The sequence below is a fragment of the Pseudomonas sp. SMN5 genome, assembly GCF_052041925.1.
Lineage (GTDB): Bacteria > Pseudomonadota > Gammaproteobacteria > Pseudomonadales > Pseudomonadaceae > Aquipseudomonas.
Genome location: NZ_JBKGGX010000008.1, coordinates 59,359 through 83,972 on the forward strand (window position 1 = coordinate 59,359; position 24,614 = coordinate 83,972).

A 24,614-nucleotide genomic window follows, 5' to 3' on the forward strand; every position below is an offset into this window, starting at 1 on the left:
GACGGGCTGGATGCCGCGCCGTCGGGGATAGACATGTCCATACAAGCAAATGGACACGCCCTAAAACAATGTGGGAGCGAGCCTGCTCGCGATAGCGGTGTGTCAGCCGACCAAGATGTCGACTGACACTGCCTCATCGCGAGCAGGCTCGCTCCCACAGGATTGCGCTGACCCGATGGGTCAGGGCGAACGGCTTAGTGGAACAACACCGCCGTTTTCTGCAAGGTCACCCACACACCCCACGCCAACGGAATACCCACCACCAGCCAGGCGGCAACCGCCAGCAGCTTGGTACCTGGTGCGGCTTTCCATTCCAGCGAGGTCGTGCTGTCGGCGCCTTTGTCGTGGCCCAGCGCCTGTTCGGCGGCCAGTTCGGCGTCAGTCATGAAGTACTTGTCGGCAACCGGGCGAACCATCAGGTTGCACAGGAAGCCCAGTACCAGCAGGCCGGCGAGGATGTACAGCGTGATGTCATAGGCCGCGGCGCGTTCGACGCCGATGCTCAGCTGATATTCACGCAGGTAGTTCACCAGCACCGGACCCAACACGCCCGCCGCGGCCCAGGCCGTCAACAGGCGACCGTGGATCGCGCCGACCATTTGCGTACCGAACAGGTCCGCCAGGTAGGCCGGCACAGTGGCGAAGCCGCCGCCGTACATCGACAGGATGATGCAGAACGCCGCCACGAACAGCGCGATGCTGCCCAGGTGGCCGAGGTTCGGGATCAGGGTGTACAGCGCAACGCCCAGGGCGAAGAACACGAAGTAAGTGTTTTTACGGCCCAGGTAGTCGGAGAACGACGCCCAGAAAAACCGGCCGCCGATGTTGAACAGGCTCAGCAGCCCGGTGAAACCGGCCGCAATGGCGGCGATCTGGCCCAACTGAGTGGCGTCCAACTGGCCGAAAGGCAGGTCGTTACCGAGCAACTTGCCGCCGAACACTTCCTGCAACAGTGGCGAAGCCATGCCGATGATGCCGATACCGGCCGATACGTTCAGGCACAGCACCAGCCATACCAGACGGAATTGCGGGGTTTTCCAGGCAACGTTCACGTGAACGTGGCGATGGGTGATCATCGCGTTCGCGGCTTTCTTCGGTGCCGGCGTCCAGCCTTCTGGTTTCCAGCCGGTTGGCGGAACGCGGTACGATAAGGCACCGCCGATCATGAACACGAAGTAGATCGCGGCCATCACCAGGAAGCTCTGCCATACGCCCACGTCGGTTGGCGACGCGAAATGGCTCATCAGCGCCGCGGCCAGCGGAGCACCAACCATCGCGCCACCGCCGAAGCCCATGATCGCCATGCCGGTCGCCATGCCGCGCTTGTCCGGGAACCACTTGATCAGGGTCGACACCGGAGAGATGTAGCCCAGGCCCAGGCCGATACCACCGATTACCCCGGAACCGATCCACATCAGCCAGATCTGGTGGGTATAGACGCCCAGCGCGGAAATCAGCAGGCCACCGCACCAGCACAATGCCGATACGACACCAGCCTTGCGCGGCCCGGCGTGTTCCAGCCAGCCACCCCAGATGGCTGCCGAGCAGCCCAGGAAAATGAAGAACAGCGTGTAGATCCAGCCAAGCATCGAGATCGGCCAGTCACATTGGGACGAGAAGACTTGCGAGATGAAACTCATGTCCGGGGCGCAGGCCACCGGCTTGCTGATGCCCAAGGCTTTGGACAGTGGCAACCAGAACACCGAGAAGCCGTAGGCCATGCCGATGCAAAGGTGAATGGCCAGTGCCGCCGGTGGAACCAGCCAACGGTTGAAGCCGGGCTTGGCGATAATGCGTTCCTTGGAGAGGAACGCAGGCTGGTCGACAATGCCGTCCGCCGTGATGCTCGTGCTCATTGTGTATCCCCCAGTTATTGGAATGGTTCGCCGGCACGCTTCACCCTCAGCCTTGATTGCACGCAGGCGGCTGTATTTTCTGGTGAAGCTCCATGTTGATGCGACATCAAGCCGCAGCAGGATGGACGAACTGGTAAAGGTTACCATTTGCTCGTGACAGAAAAACCAAAGTGATATCACCTTTTTCATGTCACCCGTCTTATCGCGCCATTGCTCGCTTTCTGTAGGGCGTGAACCGTTTATTTTTCCGGCACTCATATGCCCAGCCTGGACCTGAAGCCCCCGCAGTTCCTGTGGCGAGGGCGCTTGCTCCCGCTGGGTTGCGTAGCAGTCCCATTTTGGGGGAGCGCTGCGCACTCCAGCGGGAGCAAGCGCCCTCGCCACAAGGTGCTGCGCTGATTTGCATCAGCGGGAAGGAACGATCAACCAACGCGCCAACAATTCGGGGCGTTATACTCCCAGGCTGATTTTTGAACTCAACCTACAAGGATTCGCCCATGAAAGCGTTCGGCAAAATCCTGGGTCTGGTACTTCTCGGGCTGTTGCTGATCATTGTGGCCCTGGGCTTTGCCCTGACCCACCTCTTCGATCCCAACGACTACAAGGAAGAGATCCGCCAGATAGCCCGCGACAAGGCCCACATCGAGCTGACCCTCAATGGCGATATCGGCTGGAGCCTGTTCCCCTGGCTGGGCCTGGAATTGCACGATGCCAGTGTGGCGACCCTGGTCAACCCGACCCAACCCTTCGCCGATCTGCAGATGCTGGGTCTGTCGGTGCGTGTGATTCCGTTGCTGCGCAAGCAAGTGCAGATGAGCGATGTGCGCGTCGAGGGCCTGAATCTGCGCCTCACCCACGACAAGAACGGCCACGGCAACTGGGAAGATATCGGCAAGGTGCCGGCCCCGGCGACAACGGCGAACACGCCGGCGACGGCCGAGACATCGACTCAGCCCGCCAGCGCCCCGGCGGAAAAACCGACCCAGCCGACCCGCCTGGACATCGACAGCCTCACCGTCAACAACGCCCGGGTCGAATACACCGACGAGCGGACCGGCAAGGTATTCACCGCCGAAAGCATCCAGTTGAGCACCGGCCCGGTCCATGACTCCACCAACATTCCGGTCACGCTCACGGCATTCCTGTCCAGCAATCAGCCGGCACTGCGCGTGCGCACCGAAGTCACCGGTGAACTGCGCTATGAACGCGCCTTGCAGCGCTACAAGTTCGAAGACCTGAAGCTGGCCGGCGAAGCCACGGGCGACCCGCTGCAGGGCAAGTCGGTGAACTTCGCCGCCCAAGGCCAGCTGCTCCTGGACAAAGCCGCGAACGTTGCCGAATGGACCGGTATCAAGCTGTCATTCAACCAACTGCGGGCCCTGGGCGAACTGAAGGTCAACGATCTCGACAAGACGCCGCAGTTGAGCGGCGGCGTGTCGATCGCCCAGTTCGACCTGGCGAACTTCGTCGACAGCATCGGCCAGAAACTGCCGGCCATGGGCGAAGGCAGCCTGAGCAAGGTCGAGCTGGCCAGCCGTATTGCCGGTACACCGTCGAGTATCGAGCTCAACGACATCAACCTGAAAGTCGATGACAGCACGTTCAGCGGTCGTATTGCCGTCGAAGACTTCGCCAAGCAGTCCTTGCGTGCGCAGCTCAAGGTCGACACCTTCAATGTCGACCGCTACCTGCCGCCCAAGTCCGCCGAAGCCGACAGCTCCAAGGCCGCCCGCGAAGCCGAGGTCAGCAACACCGAAGCCAGTGCCATGGCCGGGGCCGGTACTACACCGCTGCCGAACGCGCCAACCCAAGGCGCCTGGAGCAATGACCGGCTGTTTCCCGTGGAACGCCTGAGCAAGCTGGACCTGGACGCCGACCTGAACTTCGGTCAATTGATCCTGGATAAACTGCCGATCCAGAACGCTGCGCTCAAGGCCACAGGCCTAGGTGGCCTGCTGACCCTGGAAAACCTGCGGGGCGATCTGTACAGCGGCAACTTCGAAGCCAAGGGCACCCTGGACGTGCGTCAGGCTACGCCACAGTTGAACCTGCAAACCCGCATCAACCGCGTGCCAGCGGAGAAGATCATCGAAAGCCAGGGCAAGAACCCGCCGGTCAAAGGGCTGGTCACGCTCAACAGCGCGGTGACCGCCAACGGCAACAGCCAGAAGGCTTTGATCGACAGCCTCAACGGCAACGCCGGGTTTGTCATCAACGATGGCGTGCTGCTCAATGCCAATCTCGAACAGCAACTGTGCAAAGGCATCGCCACGCTCAATCGCAAGACGCTGAGCGGCGAACCCCGGGGCAGGGACACGCCGTTCCAGCAACTCAACGGCAACCTCACGTTCCACAATGGCGTTGCCAACAACCCGGACCTGAAAGTCCGTATCCCCGGCATGACGGTCAATGGCAACGGCGACATCGACCTGCGGGTGCTGGGCATGGACTACCGCGTCGGCATCATCGTCGAGGGCGACAAGAGCGACATGCCTGACCCGGCCTGCCAGGTCAACGAACGCTACGTCGACATCGAATGGCCGTTGCGCTGCCGCGGCCCGTTGGAGCTGGGCGCCAAGGCCTGCCGCCTGGATAACGAAGGGATGGGCAAGGTCGCGGCGAAGCTGGCTGGCGAGCGCCTCAGTGACAAGATCGATGAAAAGCTCGGCGACAAGGTCAGCCCCGAGCTTAAAGACGCGCTCAAGGGGCTGTTCAAGCGATGAGAGCCGAGCAGTTTTCCGCCGCCGTCCTGGATTGGTTCGACCGCCATGGCCGGCATAACCTGCCTTGGCAGCAAGACATTACCCCATACCGGGTGTGGGTCTCCGAGATCATGTTGCAGCAGACCCAGGTCAGCACCGTGCTCAATTACTTCGATCGTTTCATGAGTGCGCTGCCGACCGTCCAGGCCCTGGCTGCCGCCCCGGAGGACGAGGTACTGCACCTGTGGACCGGGTTGGGCTACTACACCCGCGCGCGCAACCTGCAGAAAACCGCGCAGATCGTCGTTGAGCACTACGGCGGAGAATTTCCCCGGGATGTGGAAAAACTGACCGAGCTGCCCGGCATCGGCCTGTCCACTGCCGGCGCCATCGCCAGCATCAGCATGGGCCTGCGGGCGCCTATCCTCGACGGCAACGTCAAGCGGGTCCTGGCGCGCTTTACCGCCCAGGAAGGCTATCCGGGCGAACCCAAGGTGGCGAAGCAGCTGTGGGCCACCGCCGAGCGCTTCACCCCGCAGGACCGGGTCAACGCTTACACCCAAGCGATGATGGACCTGGGCGCCACGCTCTGCACTCGGAGCAAGCCCAGCTGCCTGCTCTGCCCGTTGAGAGCGGGCTGCGAAGCGCACCTGCTGGGCCTGGAAACCCGCTACCCGATTCCCAAGCCCCGCAAAGACGTGCCGAAAAAACGCACCTTGATGCCAATGCTGGCCAACCGTGAGGGCGCGATTCTGCTTTACCGCCGCCCGTCCACCGGGCTCTGGGGCGGGCTGTGGAGCCTGCCGGAACTCGATGACCTCGATGACTTGCAGCACCTGGCCTTGCAACATTCCCTGGAGTTGGGCAAACAACAGGAAATGCCAAGCCTGGTGCACACCTTCAGCCATTTCCAACTGGCCATCGAACCCTGGCTGGTCCAGGTCCGAGAAACCGGCCATCACGTGGCCGAGGCCGACTGGCTCTGGTATAACCTCGCCACCCCGCCGCGCCTGGGCCTTGCCGCTCCGGTCAAAACCTTGCTCGAACGCGCGGCCGCCGTATTGAATGCAGGAGAGTTGCAATGACCCGCACCATCATGTGCCGCAAGTACAAAGAAGAACTCGAAGGCCTGGAACGCTTGCCTTTCCCGGGCGCCAAGGGCCAGGACATCTACGACAATGTTTCGGCCAAGGCCTGGGGCGACTGGCAGAAACACCAGACCCTGCTGATCAACGAAAAACGCCTGAACATGATGAACGCCGAAGATCGCAAATACCTTCAGGGCGAGATGGAAAAGTTCTTTTCCGGCGAAGATTACGCCAAGGCCGAAGGCTACGTGCCGCCGTCCGAATAAGCTCTCCAGAGCGGGGGCGGAACGTAAGCGACGGTAATAATTAAATATTTTTTGATAACGTGCTTGACGCCCCCCCGAAAAACCCGTTTAATGCGCCCCGTTGCCCAGATAGCTCAGTCGGTAGAGCAGGGGATTGAAAATCCCCGTGTCGGCGGTTCGATTCCGTCTCTGGGCACCAAATACCGAAAACCCCGATCAAGCAATTGATCGGGGTTTTTTATTGGCTGGAGTTTCTTGAGCCCCATCGACTCGGCTACATTCATCCGTTGCAGCCTTCCCTCAAAGAGTCGCCATGGACATCACCAACCTTCCCTTCGGCACCACCGACTGGTCAACCATCGAGCCCACCGAACACAAGGGCGTCACCGGCACCGCCTATTGGCGCACCCGGCAGTTCGGGAACATCCGGGTACGGATGGTGGAATATACAGCCGGTTATCTGGCCGACCACTGGTGCGTCAAAGGGCACATTCTGTTTTGTCTGACGGGCGAGCTGAATACCGAGCTGGAGGACGGACGCCAGTTCGTGCTCAAGCCCGGCATGAGCTATCAGGTGGCCGACCATGCCGAGCCTCATCGATCGTCCACTTCGGTAGGCGCCACCCTGTTCGTGGTGGATTGAGATTCGAAGCGCCCGGCGTGAAGCGGTAGGATAGATCGCCTATTTTTTACCTCAGGGTCCTGGCCATGTCCTCGGCAAACAAACAGCAAAAACGAAACCAGCGCGCCAAGGCGAAAGCCAAGAACAACCGGATCCAACGCGCCGCTGCGCCGAATGACTTCCTCGACCCGAACGATGAGCGCATCGATCTGGAGACGGTGGATCTGTCAGACCTTTTCCAAGCCATGCGCGCTGCCGAAAAGGTCAGCCAGCAAGCCATGTGCACGGTTTTCCTGGAGCACCCACTGCTGGCCCTGGTACTGGAACAGGAAGGCGAAGAAGAAGCCACCGACTTCATCTTCACCGCCTTGATCGAATATCGACGCATGACCACCGGTGTCGACGAACAAGCCGCCCTGGACTGGGTCGAGAGCCCACAATTCCAGGCCGATTACGTCGCCGCCTCCCAAGCCCTGGCGAACAGCTGAAGCTCAGACCCATCCCGTGGCGAGGGAGCTTGCTCCCGCTGGGCTGCGCAGCAGCCCCTTTCTGGATGACGCCGCTTAGGGATACGTCCTACAACACAGGTTCTTCTGACTGGCCCCCCCTTCATCCCGGTCCTGCATGAACTTGCAATGATTCCTCCCAATCAATCAGCTTCGCCCTGCATCATCGAAATACACCTTGGAGCATCCTTTGGGTCCGCCCACCATCACGGCTGCCATTTCGATGACTCCGCTCCTGCCGCAAGACGACCCAAAACTCGCACCGCTGATCAACGAACTCGGTGAACTGATCCACCAGGCACGTCAGAAAGTCCTGCGCGCCGTCGATACCCTCCAAGTACAGACTTGCTGGCAGATTGGCCGGCACATCATCGAATTCGAACAGGGAGGCGCGGATCGGGCGACTTATGGCGCGCAACTGGTGCCGACGCTGGCGAAAGTGCTGACGGCGCGGTTTGGGAAGGGATTTGATGAACGTAACCTGCGCCACATGCGATATTTTTATCAAAAGTTTCCAATTTGGAACGCAGTGCGTACCGAATTGAGCTGGACCCATTACCGGACACTTTTGCGGGTAGAGAATGACAGTGCGCGCCATTGGTACATGAACGAGGTAGTCAGCCAGAACTGGTCCACCCGTGCCCTCGAACGCCAAATCAGCACCTTCTACTATGAACGCCTGCTGGCCAGTCGAGACCGGCCCGCCGTGGAAGAGGAAGCGATCGCCAATATCAAAGCGCTCAATCTTGGCCCACGAGACATCGTCAGGGACCCGGTGATTCTCGAATTCCTCGGGCTGCCCAATGCCGGCGTCCTGCAGGAAACCGATCTGGAGCAAGCCCTGATCAACCAACTACAAGGCTTCCTTCTTGAGCTGGGCAAGGGCTTTGCCTTCATTGCCCGCCAACAGCGCATCAGCACCGAAAGCAAGGACTTCTATCTCGACCTGGTGTTCTACAACTACCTGCTCAAATGCTTTGTGATTGTCGATCTCAAGCGCGGCGAACTGACTCACCAGGACATCGGGCAAATGGACATGTACGTGCGTCTCTACGACGACTTGCGACGCGGCCCCGATGACAAGCCCACCGTGGGCATCATCCTCTGTACCCAAAAAGACGAGTCAGTGGTGCGTTACTCCATATTGCAAGGTAACGAGCAACTGTTCGCCAGCGAGTACAAACTGGTGCTTCCCACTGAAGAAGAGCTGCGCCAGGAATTGGATCGTGAACGGGCACGCCTTGAGCAGGCGAACCCGGCGACTCGAGGGATAAACTCGATAATCGATAACAGCCCACCTGATGAATCTGTGTAAGATTGATGCGCTTTTTTCGGCAAAAACCCTTTGAGCGAGCTCTATCCTGCATGTCACCCGCCGCACCCCTGTCTTCCTTGATCCAAGCATTGCGGACTGAAACCGCCGAAATGCACGTCGCCTTGGAGAAGCGCCTGCCGTTTTTCTCCGAGCAATTGGATCTGGATCTGTACCGGCGTTTGATGGCGGCCTACTACGGTTTTTACCAGCCGCTGGAGCAACAGCTGCACGTCCGGGCGCTGATACCGACCGGGCTCGACCAATCGCTGCGGATCAAGCTTCCGGTACTGCGGGACGACCTCAAGGCGTTGGGGCTGGATGAAGCGACTATCGACGCCCTGCCTGTTTGCCAGGCGCTGCCACGGATCGACTCCCGTGCCGCCGCGCTCGGCGTTTCCTACGTACTGGAAGGGGCGACACTCGGCGGGCAAGTCCTGCGGCGCAGGGTGGCCGAGCAACTGGGGCTGGATGCCTCCAGCGGCGCGGCGTTTCTTAATGTGTACGGCGAACTCACCGGGCGGCGCTGGAAGGACTTTCTCCAATACCTGGACGACAGGAACCTGGGCGAAGCGCAAACGCTCGAAGTTACACGTGCCGCGAAGGCGACGTTTACCTATTTTGAACACTGGCTGGACAGCCAGGAGGTCCTGCTATGAACCCGGAAAACCAAGAAGCCTTCGAAGAGCTCCTGGCCAATTGCGCAAACGAGCCGATCCGCTTTCCCGGGGCCATCCAGCCTCACGGCGTGCTGTTGATGCTGTCGGAGCCCGACTTCCTGATCCGTCAGGTCAGCGCCAATGTATTGCAGTTGATGGGGCACGATCCCGACAGGCTGTTGGGCCAGAAGCTGGAGGCGCTGTTCGGTCCGGAACAGGCCGAGGCCATTCTTGTCGCCTGTCGCGCCACCCCGGAAAGCGACAATGCGCCCCTGGCAGTCGTCGTGAACGCCCAGCGGTTCGACGCCCTGGTTCATCGCCATCAGGGCGCCCTGATCGTCGAGCTTGAACAACATCTGAGCGATTACCGTCCCGAAGGCGTTACCGGCGAAGCCAACCTGGGCCGCATGCTGCAACGCCTCCAGAGTGCGAAAACTCTCCAGGCGCTGTACGAAATCAGCGTACGGGAAATCCAGGCCATGACCGGCTACGACCGGGTGCTGATCTATCGCTTCGAAGAGGAAGGCCACGGACAGGTGATCGCCGAGGCCAGCGCGCCGTCGATGGAGCTGTACAAAGGTCTGTTCTTTCCGGCGTCGGACATTCCCGAGCAGGCCCGCGAGCTATACCGTACCAACTGGCTGCGGATCATCCCCAATGCCGACTATGCGCCAGTGCCGCTGATCCCCGAGCTGCGGCCCGACACTCAGGTGCCGCTGGACCTGAGCTTCTCCACCCTGCGCAGCGTCTCGCCCATCCACCGCCAATACATGAAGAACATGGGCGTGCTGTCTTCCATGAGCATTTCGCTGATGGAAGGTGAGCGGCTGTGGGGTCTGATCAGTTGCGGCAACCGCGAGCCATTGCTCGTTCCCCACGAAATGCGCATGGCGTGCCAGACCATCGGCCAAGTACTGTCATTGCAGATCAGCGCCATGGAGGCGTTGGAACTGGCTCGTCAACGGGACGCCAAGCTTGAAAACCTCCAGATACTCGCCAGCACCATGGCCGACTCCAGCCATAACGTGTTCGACAGTCTGTCCCACCAGCCCCAGCGGCTGCTGGACCTAACCGGCGCCAGCGGCGTCGCGATCCTGGAAGACAACAAGCTGCACCGCTACGGCCAGTGTCCAGCACCGGATCAAATCCGCCAGTTGCACAAATGGATCCTGGAAACCGGGCAACCGGTCTATTCCCACCACAACCTGAGCAGCGTTTTTCCAGCGGCCCAGGCCTATCAGGGCGTGGCGAGCGGCGTGCTGGCGATTCACCTGCCCAAGCCGGTGGAAAACGGCGTGCTGTGGTTCCGCCCCGAGGTCAAGCAAACCATTCAATGGAGCGGTGACCCGCAAAAGCCCCTGGACTTGGAGAACAGCGAGACCGGCCTGCGCCTGCGACCGCGGACCTCTTTCGAGATCTGGAAGGTCGAAATGGCCGGCATCAGCGCCAAATGGACCCATGGCGACCTGTTCGCCGCCAACGACTTGCGGCGCTCGGCCCTGGAAAACGACCTGGCCCGCCAGGTACGCAAGGAGCGCCTGGCCGTGCAGGCCCGCGATGACCTGGTCGCGGTGGTGTCCCATGATTTGCGCAGTCCGATGACGGTCATTTCCATGCTTTGCGGCATGATGCAGAAGGCCTTCAGTTCCGACGGCTCCCATAGCTCGAAGCGAATCGCCTCGGCCATCGACACCATGCAACAGGCCACCAGCCGCATGAACGTGTTGCTGGAGGACTTGCTCGACACCTCGCGCATCGATGCCGGACGCTACACCATCAATCCGCGGCCGACGAGCGTCGCCCAGATATTCGAAGACGCCTACGCGCTGCTGTCGCCGCTCGCCACGGCCAAGGCCATCGACATGTCGTTTCACGCCGAACCTGACCTGCATATCAACGCCGATCCCGAACGGCTATTTCAGGTGCTCTCCAACCTGATCGGCAATGCCATCAAGTTCACCCCGCGCCTAGGCAGCGTCGGCATCAGTGCGATGTCGGTCGGCAATGAGATCGTGTTCAGCGTTCGCGACACCGGCGAAGGCATCACGGCGGAGCAGTTGCCACACGTTTTTGACCGTTACTGGACGGTCAAGGAAGGCAACCCGAACGGCACCGGGCTGGGTTTGTACATTTCCAAAGGGATTGTCCAGGCCCATGGCGGTAAACTGCACGCCGAAAGCCAGCCAGGCATGGGCAGCGAATTCCGCTTTACCGTGCCGAAAATCGGCTGAGTCGGGCACCGCCCTTCTAACGAATTGGAAACCGAAGCCCAATGGCCTCACTGAACAAACAGCAAAAACGCGCCAAGCGCGCCAAAGACAAAGCCAAGCAGATCCGCATGACCGGGCGCAAATCCATCCCCATGTACGGCGATCCGGCCTATGCCACCGCCCAGCCGCCGGTCTACGTACTGGAGCTGTTCGCCAAGCTGCGCGAAGCCGAGGCCGTCGGTCGAAGCGAATTGCTCGACACGCTGCTGTCCTCCCTGAGCGTGATGATCACCGAACGCCCGGCCCTGCTAGACCTGAAGAACGCCGAGAACGAAAGCATGGCCGCGACCAACCTGGCCGCAGACATGCTGGTGGACTACCGCATGTGGGCCGACGACATGGACCGCGAGACGGCGCAGCGCTGGCTAAGCACCCCGGAGTTCATCAAGGACTTCAGCGAAGCGCTGGACCGTTATCGCCAGTCGATGGGAGAACCCAGCGGCGAATAGGCCGGTCGGCTATTGGTCAGCGTTCCAATGGAACACCAGGTTACGTGCGGCGCCGTTGCCTACATCAGCGGTGTCGCGGCGCTCCTCGCCAGTGCGCGTCGCCACTACCTTGTACTTGCCCGGCGGCAGTTGCACATACACCAGCGGACCGGCGTCCTTCAGCGTCAATATCGATTGCCCCGACGCATTCTGGACTGTCACATCCACATCCGGGACGTATTTGTTCTCGGGCCCCACCGAAAACGTCATGTGCAGGTTATAGCCCCGTGCTTGTTCGATGGCACGGACTTCATCCTCGCCAATCCCACCTGAGAGATAGGTCACGCCGTTCTGCTGCAGCGGCTGCACTTGCACACCGGCATTGTCGATGGGCGCGAGGTTAGTGGCATTGAGCGTGATGGGCAGCAACAGCGCGCCCAGCACGAAGAGGGGCAAAATGAAGAAATGGATGCGCGTCATGGCGAGGACTCCAGTTATGGAACGACACATGAGTTCTCTTTTGATCGCGGTGATGTGCCAAGGTTTTAGACTCATTGGCACTGTCGATTAGTAGCAAATTCACCGTCGAAACGCGGCATATCCCGTTGACATATCCCATGCCTGCCCTATGCTTCTTTGCGTAGATTACGGGGAGGACAGCAGATGGAACAAACCAGCCTCTTTATGAGCAACCGCAGCCAAGCCGTCCGGCTTCCCAAAGCAGTGGCCATGCCCAACGACGTGAAACGTGTCGATGTGATAGCAGTCGGCAGAACGCGCATTATCACACCGGCCGGCGAGGCGTGGGACAGTTGGTTCGATGGAGATAACGTGACGGCGGACTTCATGACGGATCGTGAACAGCCTGCTGATCAGGAGCGCGAGCTGTTTTAATGATCAAGTTCATGCTCGATACCAACATCTGTATTTTTACTATCAAGAACAAGCCCCAAATCGTCAGGGAGGCTTTCAAACTTCATCACGGCCAGCTTTGCATCAGCGCTGTCACGTTGATGGAGCTGATGTATGGCGCAGAAAAGTCATCTGCCCCAGAGAAAAACCTTGGAGTGATTGAAGGATTCTGTGCGCGTCTCGAGGTTTTACCTTTTTGTTATGAAGCAGCGGCACATACCGGAATGATCCGAGCGGAATTGGCAAAAGCAGGAAAACCGATCGGTCCCTACGACCAGATGATCGCAGGTCATGCCCGCTCACGCGGACTGATAGTAGTGACCAACAATTTGAAAGAATTCGAGAGAGTCCCCGGACTGCGCGTCGAGGATTGGACCTCTGCGGCGAGGCCAGGGATCTGAAGTGCGCCGCCCGGATGTAGCGTGGACGATCTGCAGGCATCAACCGACCGTCATCGAATTGCGGTCACGCTCCGATTAACGCTTCCCACCCCCACCCAAAGCTGGCACCATCGCGCCTTTTTTTACGCAACTCCCCCCGGGATTTTCATCGGTAAACCGGGTTCAAACGGCCGTTCGGTTGTTGATGGCGCGACAGTGTGCTGCGCCGATGCGACAACCTGCCACGCATCATCGGTTTACCACCCGTTACGCTGTTGGCGACCATCCGGACGCATGCTAGCTTGGCCGCCTCGCCACGGAAGGCAGCCAACAGCAAGGGAGCACATATCATGAGGACCGCACATGGCCCAGGCCACGCCCGCGCTTGAAATCCGCAACCTGCACAAACGCTACGGCCAGCTGGAGGTGCTCAAGGGCGTCTCGCTGACCGCCCGCGATGGCGATGTGATCTCGATCCTGGGCTCCTCCGGCTCCGGCAAGTCCACGTTCCTGCGTTGCATCAACCTGCTGGAAAACCCCAACCAGGGCGAGATCTTGGTGGCCGGGGAAGCGCTCAAGCTCAAGGCAGCGAAAAACGGTGAGCTCATCGCTGCCGATGGCAAACAGATCAATCGCATGCGCAGCGAGATCGGTTTTGTATTTCAAAACTTTAATCTCTGGCCGCACATGAGCGTGCTCGACAACATCATCGAAGCTCCACGCCGGGTGCTCGGCCAGGACAAAGCCGAAGCCATCGAAGTCGCTGAAGCCTTGCTGGCCAAGGTCGGCATCGCCGACAAGCGCCACGCCTACCCGGCCGAGCTGTCCGGCGGTCAACAGCAACGCGCCGCCATCGCCCGCACCCTGGCAATGCAGCCCAAGGTGATCCTGTTCGACGAGCCCACTTCGGCCCTTGACCCGGAAATGGTCCAGGAAGTACTAAGTGTGATCCGCGCCCTGGCCGAAGAAGGCCGCACCATGCTGCTGGTCACCCACGAAATGGGTTTCGCCCGTCAGGTTTCCAGCGAGGTGGTGTTCCTCCATCAGGGCCTGGTGGAAGAGCAAGGATCGCCACAGCAGGTCTTCGAGAACCCGCTTTCGGCACGCTGTAAACAATTCATGTCCAGCAACCGCTAACGGAGCAGTACATATGCAGATTCATAAGAAATTTCTTTTGGCCGCAGCTGCCAGCCTGATGTTTTCGGCCAACGCGATGGCCGCCGATAAGCTGAAGATGGGCATCGAAGCCGCCTACCCGCCGTTCAACAACAAGGACGCCAGCGGCCAGGTCGTGGGTTTCGACAAGGACATCGGCGATGCCCTGTGCGCGAAGATGAAAGTCGAATGCACGGTCGTCACCTCCGACTGGGACGGCATCATCCCGGCGCTGAACGCCAAGAAGTTCGACTTCCTGATCTCGTCACTGTCGATCACCGACGAACGCAAGCAGGCCGTGGACTTCACCGACCCGTACTACTCCAACAAACTGCAGTTCATCGCGCCGAAAAACGTCGACTTCAAAACCGATAAGGACTCGCTCAAAGGCAAGGTCATCGGTGCACAACGGGCGACCCTGGCCGGCACCTGGCTGGAAGACGAACTGGGCAGCGACATCACTGCCAAGCTCTACGACACCCAGGAAAACGCCTACTTGGACCTGACCTCCGGCCGCGTCGACGCGATCCTGGCGGACAAGTACGTGAACTACGACTGGCTGAAGACCGATGCCGGCCGCGCCTACGAATTCAAGGGCGACCCGGTGGTGGAAAGCGACAAGATCGGTATCGCCGTGCGCAAGGGCGATCCACTGCGCGACCGGCTGAACGCAGCGCTGAAAGAAATCGTTGCCGACGGCACCTATAAAAAGATCAACGACAAGTACTTCCCGTTCAACATCTATTGATGCTGACGTGCCTGGCCGACGCTGCCCGCAGCGTCGGCCCTTAGCAAAGCCTGCCGCGATATGAACACACACCCATGATGATCAATCTCTACGGATTCGGCCCGGCGCTCGCTGCCGGCGCGCTGATGACCGTCAAACTGGCGCTCTCGGCGCTGTGCCTCGGGCTGGCGCTCGGCCTGCTCGGCGCCTTGGCCAAGACCTCTGCGTACAAGCCGCTGCAATGGCTGGGCGGCACGTATTCCACACTGGTGCGCGGTGTCCCGGAGTTGCTCTGGGTGCTGCTGATCTACTTCGGCACCGTCAACCTGATGCGCGCCCTGGGCGAGTACTTTGGCAACCCAGAGCTGGCCCTAGACGCCTTCGCCGCCGGGGTCATCGCCCTGGGCCTGTGCTTCGGCGCCTACGCCACGGAAGTGTTTCGCGGCGCGATCCTGGCGATTCCCAAGGGCCACCGTGAAGCCGGCGTGGCCCTGGGCCTGTCGAAGTGGCGGATCTTCACCAAGCTGATCATGCCGCAAATGTGGCGCATCGCCCTGCCCGGCCTGGGCAACCTGTTCATGATCCTGATGAAGGACACCGCGCTGGTCTCGGTGATCGGCCTGGAAGAGATCATGCGCCACGCGCAGATCGGCGTGACCGTGTCCAAGCAACCGTTCACTTTCTATATGGTCGCCGCCTTCATGTACCTGGGGCTGACGGTCCTCGCCATGCTTGGCATGCACCTGTTGGAACGGCGCGCCGCCCGCGGTTTTATCAGGAGCACCCAATGAACTGGGAAGTCATCATCAAGTGGCTGCCGAAGCTCGCCCAGGGCGCGACGCTGACGCTGGAGCTGGTCGCCATCGCCGTGATTGCCGGCCTGTTGCTGGCGATCCCGCTGGGCATCGCCCGCTCTTCACGGCTGTGGTACGTGCGGGCTTTGCCCTACGCCTATATCTTCTTTTTCCGCGGCACGCCGTTATTGGTCCAGCTGTTCCTGGTCTATTACGGGTTGGCGCAGTTCGATGCAGTGCGCAGCAGCATGCTGTGGCCGTACCTGCGAGACCCGTTCTGGTGTGCCTCGGTCACCATGACCCTGCACACTGCCGCCTACATCGCCGAGATCCTGCGCGGCGCGATCCAGGCCATCCCCCGTGGCGAGATCGAAGCCGCTCGGGCTCTGGGCATGTCGCGGCCCAAGGCACTGTTCTACATCATGCTACCGCGGGCCGCCCGCATCGGCCTGCCGGCCTACAGCAACGAAGTGATCCTGATGCTCAAGGCCAGCGCCCTGGCGAGCACCGTGACCCTGCTGGAACTGACCGGCATGGCCCGCACCATCATTGCCCGGACCTACCTGCCGGTGGAGATCTTCTTCGCAGCCGGCATGTTCTACCTGTTGATGGCGTTCCTGCTGGTGCAGGGCTTCAAGCAGTTGGAGCGCTGGTTGCGCGTCGATGCCTGCCAAGGGCGCTGACAATGGCGTGCTGACGGGCGAGGCATTATTCGCCCGCTTCACGGCATTGGATGCTTTTCTTACAGCGCATCAGGCGCTGTGGAAGCCGCGTCCTTTCACTCATCTGCAATTACCCTGGGAAACCTCCTACCCGGAATTGTCCCAATGGCTACGCCAGCGCTCGCTGGAGGCTGCGGAAAATGACCATCACCAGCCGTGGCTGATCGAGGACGCCCCCGCTCCCTTCTGCGAACTGGCAGCCGTCTCCCGAGTACTGAGTGGTGTCGCAGAATTGCCAGCCAGCGCGCTGGATGCGCCCGCCCACCGCCTCAACGTCGACGTCCCCGGGCGCAAATGGCAGCAGATCGAGGCCTTTGCCAGCCGCTTGCACTTCGCCAGTGAACCGACTCACTGGCTGGACTGGTGCGCGGGCAAAGGTCACCTCGGTCGGCGCCTGCTGCATGGCGAACAACAGCTGACCTGCCTGGAGTACGACCCGGCGCTGGTTGCCGGCGGCCAAGAACTGAGCCTTCGCCACGCGCTACCAGCCAGGCATTTGCAGCAAGATGTACTGGCAGCAGATACAACCCAAGCGATCCACTCTGAACACACGCCAGTGGCGCTGCATGCCTGCGGCGACCTTCATGTACGACTGATGCACTTGGCAAGCGCCGCCGGCTGTACTCAACTGGCGATCGCACCATGCTGCTACAACCGGATCAGCACCGAGCGTTACCAAGCGTTGTCCGACGCCGCCAAGGGCTCTGCCCTACAACTGTCACTGGACGATCTCGGCCTGCCACTCGCCGAAACCGTTACCGCTGGCGCTCGCGTACGACGACAACGGGACCAATCCATGGCGCGGCGCCTGGGCTTCGATCTGCTGCAACGGCAAGTGCGCGGCAGCGACAGCTACCTACCTACACCCTCGTTACCCAGCGCCTGGCTGGAGAAATCCTTCGCCCAATACTGCGTCGATCTGGCAGCGCTCAAAGACTTATCCACAGTCGGCTCGCCCGATTGGGCTGCGCTGGAAGCAGCCGGCCATCAACGCTTGGCCGAGGTGCGTAATCTGGAACTGGTCCGAGGCCTTTTCCGACGGCCGCTGGAACTCTGGCTGGTACTGGACCGGGCACTTTTCCTCACTCAGAAAGGCTACGAGGTACGCCTCGGCACCTTCTGCGAAACGCCACTGACCCCGAGAAACCTGATGCTCCTTGCAGAGCGTTGCTGAGACGAAACAGCCTGTGGATAACTCTGTTGATGAAATAAACCTGGATCCAAGAAATCCGCGATTTCCTGACGGTTTCGAGGCTGGTCATTTTTTGTTCACATAGATAAAAAACCATGAAAACAGGTATTTGCGACGAAACGAGACAGCCGTCACAAAATGTCCATAGACCAATCAGTTCTTCCATCCCGTTGTGCATAAGCGCCCAAGCAAAACGACATAACCGCCGATTTCCGTGCTGACCCGCGTCAGCAATTGCAGCCAGCCCGCCGGTGCTATACAACAGCGGCACGTATCCTGATTGACACCATGCCAACGCACTCAAGGACCGGCCGTGACGTTCATTTCCTACGCACAGAATTTCGAAGACGTACGCCTGTGGCGCGCCCTTCGATCGGTGGAAAACGGCTTCTACCTCGACGTCGGCGCCAACCATCCGACAGACGACTCCGTCACCCGGGCTTTTTATGACCACGGCTGGCACGGTATCAACATCGAGCCGGTCCAGGCTTACTACGACGCGCTCAGCCAGGAACGCCCCCGGGACATCAACCTGCAATGCGTGGCAGGCGAAAACGCCGAAAGCCTGACCTTCTACACCATCGCCGACACGGGCCTGTCCACCGTAGAAGCCAACGTCGCCCAACAACACCGCGACGCCGGCATGGACGTACGCACCCAGACCGTCCAATCGCGCACCCTGGCCTCGATCTGCGAACAGTACACCTCGGATCGCCCGATCCACTTTCTGAAAGTCGACGTCGAAGGCCACGAAGAAACCGTACTGCGCAGCATGGACTTCAGCCGCTGGCGCCCCTGGATCATCCTCATCGAAACCCCCTGGGCCCGCGACCAGACCTGGGAACACCTCGTCACCGGCGCCGGCTACCAGTCCATCCTGTTCGACGGCATCAACACCTACTACCTCGCCGAAGAACACCTGGCCCTCAAACCGGCCTTCGACATCCCACCGTGCAACCTCGACGGTTTCCAGCTCTGCAAGGGCCACAAATTTAGCCACCCCCTCAACGACCCGGACCCACAACTGCGCGCCGCCCTGCAACGCGCCGAACAGGCCGAAGCGCAACTCCACGCCATCCAAAACAGCCGCACCTGGCGAACCCTGAACAAACTGCGCAGCCTGCTACGCCGCGCCTGAGCCGTGCCTGCGCAAAAATAGTCAGAATTCAGGGGTTTACAGAACCCACCCAATCGCTATAATCGTCGCCCACACGCCGGTATAGCTCAGTTGGTAGAGCAACTGACTTGTAATCAGTAGGTCCCGGGTTCGATTCCTGGTGCCGGCACCATCCAAGGTTCCATAGAAGGCTTTCAAAATCTCTGGAACCCCCGAAAAACCCGCCTTCTGGCGGGTTTTTCCGTTTTGGCGTTCCGTCGGATTCCGTCAAAATCTGTTGGATTCCGACCGTTTTAGGGATAAAGATAGGGGTAAGGTCATTCGATAAAGGGAGGAGTACCCTTATGTCGCGCACCACTGCCCCACTCTCTGATTCGGCTTGCCGCTCAGCCAAGCCCACCGACCGCGCCTATAAGCTTTTCGACGGCGACGGCCTCTATCTCCTAGTCCAACCCAATGGCCGTAAAGGCTGGCGTCTCAGGTATGTCAAACCTGATGGACGCGAAGGACTGACTTCGTTTGGCAACTACCCCGTGGTCGGTCTCGCCGATGCGCGCCATAAGCGCCTGGAGGTGAAGCGGATGCTAGCGGAAGGCATCGACCCAATAGAGTCCAAACACCAAGCTAAGACGCAGGCCGCAATCCAAGGCCGAACCTTTGAAAGCGCGGCCCTGGACTGGCACAAAGCGATGTCTGCCAAATGGGCACCGGGCCATGCCAAGACGGTTCTGAGCCGCCTCAAAACCCATGTCTTTCCACTGATCGGCGCTCGCTCTATTGTCGATTTGGACACCCATGACCTGATGCAACCTCTGGAAGCGATCCAGGAGCGCGGCACAATTGACGTAGCTTTAAGGGTACAAAACTACCTGCAAAGCATAATGCGCGAGGCGAAGCGTGCTCGACAGATCGCGGCAAACCCTGCCTCCGACCTTGAAGGTTTGATCAAAGCCCCGAGGGTTGTTCACCGCCCAGCGTTACCCTTATCGCGTCTGCCTGAATTGCAGGAGCGCATTGAGGGTTATAACGGCCGCGTACTTACCCGGCTGACGGCCATGCTCTCGCTGCATGTGTTTGTCCGCTCCAGTGAACTGCGCTTTGCCCGTTGGAACGAATTCGACCTCAAGCGCGGCACCTGGGAGATTCCCGACACCCGCCCCGCGTTGGACGGCGTCCCCTTTTCCACAAGGGGTACAAAAATGGCCGGGGATATCCATCTTGTACCCTTATCGCCGCAAGCAGTGGCCCTGCTTGAACAGATCCACGTCCTCACCGGTAAATTCGACCTGGTGTTTGCAGGCGATACCAAGCCCTGGAAACCCATGTCTGAAAACACGGTGAACAGCGCGCTTCGAAAGATGGGCTACGACACCAAAACCGAAATCTGCGGCCATGGCTTTCGTTCGATGGCCTGCAGCGCACTGATCGAGTCAGGATTGTGGTCGGAGACAGCCATTGAAAGGCAGATGAGCCACAAGGAACGCAACAACGTCCGCGCCGCTTATATCCACAAGGCTGAGTTCATCGAGGAGCGCAGGCTGATCATGAACTGGTGGAGCCGGTATCTAGAGGCCAATCGGCAGGAGCATGTCACCCCACACGAATTCGCCAATCAGACGGGAGCGAACGTCACTCGCCTAAAAACAAAACGTGGCGCAACTGAGTAAGCGATCGGTCTTCATATTTCGGTGATCCGCTTGTCCACGCGGGTCCATCCAGACAGGGCTGCAAAGCCGCCCTGTCTGGATGGACCTCACTTAAAAAATCTAAAGCCCACGCAACCGTCTGTGGAAAACCACAGATTTCCACCGGTGGATAATTTCATCCACAGCCGCAAAACTCCCGAAAATTCGAGCCTTGACCCAAATTATCCACAGGCGTAAAAAAGATCGGGCAAAGCGCTGTCGTTGACAGCAACCCAGGTAGCCAGAACCTTTAAGGCTACGCCACACCGTGGTGGTTCTCCCAAAGTGCGATTAGCGTCCGGCGGCTCGCACGGTCACAGCAATGTGATGGATGCCTATTTTTACCAGTGTGTCCACTGCGGCAACTCATACCCTTCCTGGCTGCCCTGCAGCAACTTATCCGCTTGGCCATTTCTTTGCGCCAACCTGCGCCCGTCTCTTTCTTCCGGAAAGAGACGGGCGCTCCTACCGCTGCTGCAGCCCAACTCGTACAAGGCATTGCGGCATTTCCTCTCGTGACAATCGGCGTGACAAACACCGAAGTCACCAACAACAGCGATGCAGATGATGGTGCCGCAGCCCAGGGAATGGACTGCACCTGACTGACAGTCAGGTATGCCCCAGTCATCACTTCACTGCCTTCACCCGACTCAGGATCTCGCGGCGCTGGTCTCGTCAACCAGTACAGCCTCCACCCGCCCACTTCTTCGGAAGTGCTCAGGAGGTCAGATCATGAGATGCCCAAGCTCCCGGTCGTAAAGAGCCGCCAGTCCCGCGTTAGTGGACAACCCTCACAGGTCGCAGGGGCCTTGATCCCTGATAACACTCAACATTCTTGGCGGGATGACGTGGGGGAAGGCTTCAAAGGGCTTGGCTACGAGAGGAGTTTGATCATGGCGTTGGTGGGTAAACGAGATGGGCGGAATTTTGGCTATGGCCGGCAAATGAGCTATGCCGGGCCGCAAGCGCTCAAAGATCTATTTGGCTGCGGACATTACGGCACGGTCAAAGCGCACAGTGATCGCTGGCAGGCGTTTGTTCGGTGGTGTCGGTCGGAGGATGGACCAGGATTTAACGATGCACGGCAAATTGATCGGCAGACCTTGCTGGAATACGCCGGATATCTGCGTCAGCAAGTCGAACAAAGCGCTCTAGGCATCGCCACCGCGCAAAACCGATTGTCCAGCGTGAACCGGACCATGGCCGCGCTTCGCGGTGATCAGTATGTGAAGGTCGTGAGTCCAAGCAAGGCGTTGGGAATGCGGCGCACCAGTGTTCGTCAATCGGTGCCGCAAGGCCAAGACCGCGAACATGTGAAACGGATCGTTGACGTACTCTGCGAACACCAAATGCCACGCGCCGCCGCCATCGTGCACTTGGCGCGAGCCGCCGGAATGCGCTTACGCGAGGCCATTTTGGCCGACCTTCCTCGACTGCAACGGGAAGCCGAGCAACTCGGGAGGATCAACATCCAGGACGGCACCAAAGGTGGCCGTTCGGGAGCCTCAGCCCCTCGGTGGATAACGGTGGATGAGCACATCCGCGACGCACTGGCATTCGCCCTTCAAGTCTCGCCTGACGGTAGCCGCAACCAGTTAGCTCTGCACGAAAGCTACCGCGATTTCCAACAAGTACTCGTTCGCCCCGCACGGGAGACTCTCCATACGCACAACCTCAAAGGCTTTCATGAACTACGGGCGGCCTTTGCATGCGAACGCTATGAGCAAATCACCCAGCATCCTGCGGCCATCAACGGTGGCAGTTGTTACCAGCTCGACCGACACCTCGATCAGGAGGCCCGAGCACAAATCAGCTATGAGTTAGGGCACGGTCGTATCGACATAGTTTCTGCTTACATAGGGAGCAGAGCATGAGTAAGGCATTCGATATGGAGCTGTTCCTGGCGGGCGTCCTGACTGGATCTCATTCCACGCGCCAACGCCATCTGCGTCAGGCGAAGGCTATCCAAACAGCAATAGCTGATCGCTGGCAACGCGACAATCCTTGGACGTGGCAGCAAAAGCATCTCGCATGGTTTCTAAGCCAACGCGTGAACCGAAACGCCGAATCGACGCGCTATTACTACCTACTGACCGTGCGCTTGCTTGTCCATCGCTTGAGAAAGTCCTGGCACTTCGACCCTAGGCAAGACGAGAAACAGGTCATCCGTGATCCCTCAGGTGGTTCTACGAAACCAAGACCTATCCCCTTACGCTCCTTGAAATGCAACCACGGGCTGTGATCGCTTAACGGCCTGAAGCAGAACGAATGGGCGTTAGAACCATCTATTTTCGGTTTCAACACCGAAGCTTACGTCGGCACAGCAGGCGTACGAAGAAAGATCAAACCAAAGCGGACTTGCTTCTGAACACACGACAAGCGAGGATCTAAGGAAGGCACACTGCCATCATACAAGGAAGGATCCAATGCCCTATCAGTACGATATTGTTTGCTTGGCTAACTCGTGGAAGCACGGTGGACGCTGTATCGCCGGGAAGGTTTACTCCGGACCGTATGCCGGACGGTGGATCAGGCCAGTTGGTCGTACGGCGGGGCAGCGACAGATTCAATTCCCTGAGATGGATTACGGTCAAGGTCAATACGCCTCTGTTCGTGACATCATTCGAATCGAATTTTCAGGTCGCGAACAAGGCACCTTCCAAGGTGAAAATATGATCATCTCGGGCGCGAGATGGACTAAAGTCGGAGAAATCCAGAATTCTGAGATTGGTAACTGGTTGGATCAGCCTGATACCCTCTGGGAAAACGGAAGCAGGAGCCATTACGGCTTGAATGACAAAATTGATAGGACTATGTTGCAAGAGCCTAGGACGTCACTCTGTCTGATCAATCCTCAGAATCCGCGGGTTCGAGTAGGGCCCGAGCACAACGGAGACATCAAAGTCAGAGTGCTATTTGAATACAACGGAGTTGAACACGCCCTAACCGCTACGGATGCTCAAATTCAAGCGGAATATCGAGGTAGAAACCACGGAACCTATGAACTTACAAATGTTCGAGGTATGACGATCAGCCTGGGCGAGAGATTGCCTGCGGAGATCGGGGATAGCTACAAACTAGTAGCCCACGTATTTTGAGGCCGCAGATGAAAATATTCACAATCGGATTCACGGAAAAAAAAGCTGAGCGTTTTTTTGCATTAATCAAGCTTTCAGGGACAAAACGAATTGTAGACGTCCGCTTGAACAACGTATCTCAACTCTCCGGATTTGCAAAAAAAGATGATCTAAAATATTTTCTAAAAGAAATTTGCGACGTTGATTACGTTCACATCCCAGATCTTGCACCGACCAAAGAAATTTTATCGCCGTACCAGAAAAAAGAAATTTCCTGGCAACAATATGAGGAAAAATTTCTCAATCTCATGTCGAAGCGAAGCATAGAGAAACACGTAAAGCTAGATATAATTAACGAAGGTTGTTTACTCTGCAGTGAACACCTCCCACATCAATGCCATCGTCGTTTAGTGGCAAACTATCTAAAAGAGGCGTGGGGTAAATCTGATGCAACTGTCAGAGATCTAGTATGAGTAAAGAGGCAAAAATATTAATCGCGTATCCTAGCGACTTTCTTTCGTATTCAAAATTCGAAAGAAAAGTTGAGAAAATTCTCAGCTCTCTTGAAAAGGTAGAACTGCTTTATATTCGCGACGAAAACAATTTCATTTGCGACTATTCGAAGTCGAAAGGCTTCCAGGCGACGTGTTTTACTTCTGACGAAGTTGCCTTGGATAAGGCAACACATGCAATTCTGTTTCAAGACGAAGAGAGAAATTGCTTTTTCACTCTATTCAATCAGTTGCTTGATAAAAAAATACCGATACGGACCATAAACTTAAAGATTACCAAAGTCTCAAATAAAGATTCAGGCGAGCGCTATGATGTTTACATCGGGAGGGGGACTTTATGGGGCAACCCCTATCAAATGGGCATAGAGGGTACACGCGAAGAGGTAATCGCTAAGTTTGCTTATGATTTTGAAAGACGCTTTCTCAAACTGCCTGAACAGTTTGATGTGAACATTGAGAAGCTCAGAGGTAAGACGCTAGGTTGTCATTGCAAGCCAGCAGCTTGCCATGGGGATGTCATCGCAAAATATCTCAACTCGCAAGATGACGGCGAATAACGGTCACCAGTATAGATATGAAGCCGCAGGGTTTGAAACCAGTCAATCAGTTAGCGATGCAATCTGAGTTGACCTACCATACATTACCGCTCTGTA

At 58.5% G+C, this 24,614-nt stretch carries 25 protein-coding genes and 2 tRNA genes; 25 read left to right on the plus strand and 2 right to left on the minus strand.

The annotated features are described in order from the left end of the window. Positions 1-194: 194 nt before the first annotated feature. Positions 195-1,856: an OFA family MFS transporter gene (locus ACLEJR_RS10255; RefSeq protein WP_440813670.1), complete on the minus strand. Its 1,662-nt coding sequence runs from the start codon at positions 1,854-1,856 to the stop codon at positions 195-197. Positions 1,857-2,353: 497 nt separating this feature from the next. On the opposite strand from ACLEJR_RS10255, the gene ACLEJR_RS10260 reads away from it, so the two are divergent. The 10 genes from ACLEJR_RS10260 (at position 2,354) to ACLEJR_RS10305 (ending at position 11,709) form a co-directional block, all read left to right on the plus strand. Further along, positions 2,354-4,579 (plus strand): AsmA family protein, encoded by a 2,226-nt coding sequence (locus ACLEJR_RS10260; protein ID WP_440813672.1) that lies wholly within the window; start codon positions 2,354-2,356, stop codon positions 4,577-4,579. After that, positions 4,576-5,643 carry an A/G-specific adenine glycosylase gene (gene mutY / locus ACLEJR_RS10265; RefSeq protein ID WP_440796652.1) on the plus strand — a complete coding sequence of 356 codons (1,068 nt, stop codon included), beginning with the start codon at positions 4,576-4,578 and terminating at the stop codon, positions 5,641-5,643. The genes ACLEJR_RS10260 and mutY overlap by 4 nt, the downstream gene beginning before the upstream one ends. Beyond that, a complete protein-coding gene (locus tag ACLEJR_RS10270) occupies positions 5,640-5,912 on the plus strand; it encodes an oxidative damage protection protein (protein WP_440796653.1) in 273 nt (90 codons plus the stop codon). Before mutY ends, ACLEJR_RS10270 begins: the two co-directional genes overlap by 4 nt. A 102-nt stretch (positions 5,913-6,014) precedes the next feature. After that, positions 6,015-6,090: transfer RNA gene (locus ACLEJR_RS10275), tRNA-Phe, on the plus strand. Positions 6,091-6,204: 114 nt separating this feature from the next. Continuing rightward, positions 6,205-6,534: a DHCW motif cupin fold protein gene (locus ACLEJR_RS10280; protein ID WP_440796654.1), complete on the plus strand. Its 330-nt coding sequence runs from the start codon at positions 6,205-6,207 to the stop codon at positions 6,532-6,534. A gap of 65 nt (positions 6,535-6,599) precedes the next feature. After that, on the plus strand, positions 6,600-7,001 hold the full coding sequence (locus tag ACLEJR_RS10285) for a hypothetical protein (RefSeq protein ID WP_440813673.1): 402 nt from the start codon (positions 6,600-6,602) through the stop codon (positions 6,999-7,001). A 241-nt stretch (positions 7,002-7,242) separates the two neighbouring features. Then, entirely contained in the window at positions 7,243-8,334 is a 1,092-nt protein-coding gene (locus ACLEJR_RS10290) for a PDDEXK nuclease domain-containing protein (RefSeq protein WP_440813842.1), read from the plus strand. Between the two features lie 50 nt (positions 8,335-8,384). Next, positions 8,385-8,990, plus strand: coding sequence for a biliverdin-producing heme oxygenase (locus tag ACLEJR_RS10295; RefSeq protein WP_440796656.1), 606 nt, complete (start codon positions 8,385-8,387; stop codon positions 8,988-8,990). Then, a complete protein-coding gene (locus ACLEJR_RS10300; RefSeq protein ID WP_440813676.1) occupies positions 8,987-11,221 on the plus strand; it encodes an ATP-binding protein in 2,235 nt (744 codons plus the stop codon). Before ACLEJR_RS10295 ends, ACLEJR_RS10300 begins: the two co-directional genes overlap by 4 nt. 41 nt (positions 11,222-11,262) lie before the next feature. Next, on the plus strand, positions 11,263-11,709 hold the full coding sequence (locus tag ACLEJR_RS10305) for a hypothetical protein (RefSeq protein WP_440813678.1): 447 nt from the start codon (positions 11,263-11,265) through the stop codon (positions 11,707-11,709). 9 nt (positions 11,710-11,718) lie between these two features. Here the strand turns inward: ACLEJR_RS10305 and ACLEJR_RS10310 are convergent, their stop codons facing one another. Next, positions 11,719-12,168, minus strand: coding sequence for a carboxypeptidase regulatory-like domain-containing protein (locus tag ACLEJR_RS10310; protein ID WP_440813679.1), 450 nt, complete (start codon positions 12,166-12,168; stop codon positions 11,719-11,721). A gap of 183 nt (positions 12,169-12,351) precedes the next feature. On the opposite strand from ACLEJR_RS10310, the gene vapB reads away from it, so the two are divergent. From vapB to ACLEJR_RS10385, 15 genes are all read left to right on the plus strand, one after another. After that, positions 12,352-12,582: a type II toxin-antitoxin system VapB family antitoxin gene (gene vapB / locus ACLEJR_RS10315; RefSeq protein ID WP_440796660.1), complete on the plus strand. Its 231-nt coding sequence runs from the start codon at positions 12,352-12,354 to the stop codon at positions 12,580-12,582. After that, entirely contained in the window at positions 12,582-13,001 is a 420-nt protein-coding gene (vapC, locus tag ACLEJR_RS10320) for a type II toxin-antitoxin system tRNA(fMet)-specific endonuclease VapC (protein WP_440813681.1), read from the plus strand. The genes vapB and vapC overlap by 1 nt, the downstream gene beginning before the upstream one ends. 342 nt (positions 13,002-13,343) lie before the next feature. Beyond that, entirely contained in the window at positions 13,344-14,117 is a 774-nt protein-coding gene (locus ACLEJR_RS10325) for an ABC transporter ATP-binding protein (protein WP_440813683.1), read from the plus strand. A 13-nt stretch (positions 14,118-14,130) separates the two neighbouring features. Beyond that, positions 14,131-14,883, plus strand: a complete 753-nt coding sequence (locus tag ACLEJR_RS10330; protein ID WP_440796663.1) for an ABC transporter substrate-binding protein — start codon at positions 14,131-14,133, stop codon at positions 14,881-14,883. Between the two features lie 74 nt (positions 14,884-14,957). Continuing rightward, on the plus strand, positions 14,958-15,653 hold the full coding sequence (locus ACLEJR_RS10335) for an ABC transporter permease (RefSeq protein ID WP_440813686.1): 696 nt from the start codon (positions 14,958-14,960) through the stop codon (positions 15,651-15,653). After that, entirely contained in the window at positions 15,650-16,339 is a 690-nt protein-coding gene (locus ACLEJR_RS10340) for an ABC transporter permease (protein ID WP_440813689.1), read from the plus strand. Before ACLEJR_RS10335 ends, ACLEJR_RS10340 begins: the two co-directional genes overlap by 4 nt. Then, positions 16,320-17,552 carry a methyltransferase gene (locus ACLEJR_RS10345; protein WP_440813691.1) on the plus strand — a complete coding sequence of 411 codons (1,233 nt, stop codon included), beginning with the start codon at positions 16,320-16,322 and terminating at the stop codon, positions 17,550-17,552. The genes ACLEJR_RS10340 and ACLEJR_RS10345 overlap by 20 nt, the downstream gene beginning before the upstream one ends. A gap of 331 nt (positions 17,553-17,883) precedes the next feature. After that, a complete protein-coding gene (locus ACLEJR_RS10350) occupies positions 17,884-18,708 on the plus strand; it encodes an FkbM family methyltransferase (RefSeq protein WP_440813692.1) in 825 nt (274 codons plus the stop codon). A 75-nt stretch (positions 18,709-18,783) separates the two neighbouring features. Then, positions 18,784-18,859: transfer RNA gene (locus ACLEJR_RS10355), tRNA-Thr, on the plus strand. Positions 18,860-19,031: 172 nt separating this feature from the next. Then, entirely contained in the window at positions 19,032-20,354 is a 1,323-nt protein-coding gene (locus ACLEJR_RS10360; RefSeq protein WP_440813695.1) for a tyrosine-type recombinase/integrase, read from the plus strand. A gap of 911 nt (positions 20,355-21,265) precedes the next feature. Next, entirely contained in the window at positions 21,266-22,246 is a 981-nt protein-coding gene (locus ACLEJR_RS10365) for an integrase domain-containing protein (protein WP_440813698.1), read from the plus strand. After that, on the plus strand, positions 22,243-22,614 hold the full coding sequence (locus tag ACLEJR_RS10370) for a hypothetical protein (protein ID WP_440813700.1): 372 nt from the start codon (positions 22,243-22,245) through the stop codon (positions 22,612-22,614). The genes ACLEJR_RS10365 and ACLEJR_RS10370 overlap by 4 nt, the downstream gene beginning before the upstream one ends. Before the next feature lie 184 nt (positions 22,615-22,798). Beyond that, positions 22,799-23,470, plus strand: coding sequence for a dual OB domain-containing protein (locus ACLEJR_RS10375; RefSeq protein ID WP_440813703.1), 672 nt, complete (start codon positions 22,799-22,801; stop codon positions 23,468-23,470). Between the two features lie 8 nt (positions 23,471-23,478). Beyond that, complete coding sequence (locus ACLEJR_RS10380; RefSeq protein ID WP_440813707.1) at positions 23,479-23,922, plus strand: DUF488 domain-containing protein; 444 nt, start codon at positions 23,479-23,481, stop codon at positions 23,920-23,922. Continuing rightward, positions 23,919-24,518 carry a DUF4326 domain-containing protein gene (locus ACLEJR_RS10385; RefSeq protein ID WP_440813709.1) on the plus strand — a complete coding sequence of 200 codons (600 nt, stop codon included), beginning with the start codon at positions 23,919-23,921 and terminating at the stop codon, positions 24,516-24,518. Before ACLEJR_RS10380 ends, ACLEJR_RS10385 begins: the two co-directional genes overlap by 4 nt. The last annotated feature ends 96 nt before the right edge of the window (positions 24,519-24,614 follow it).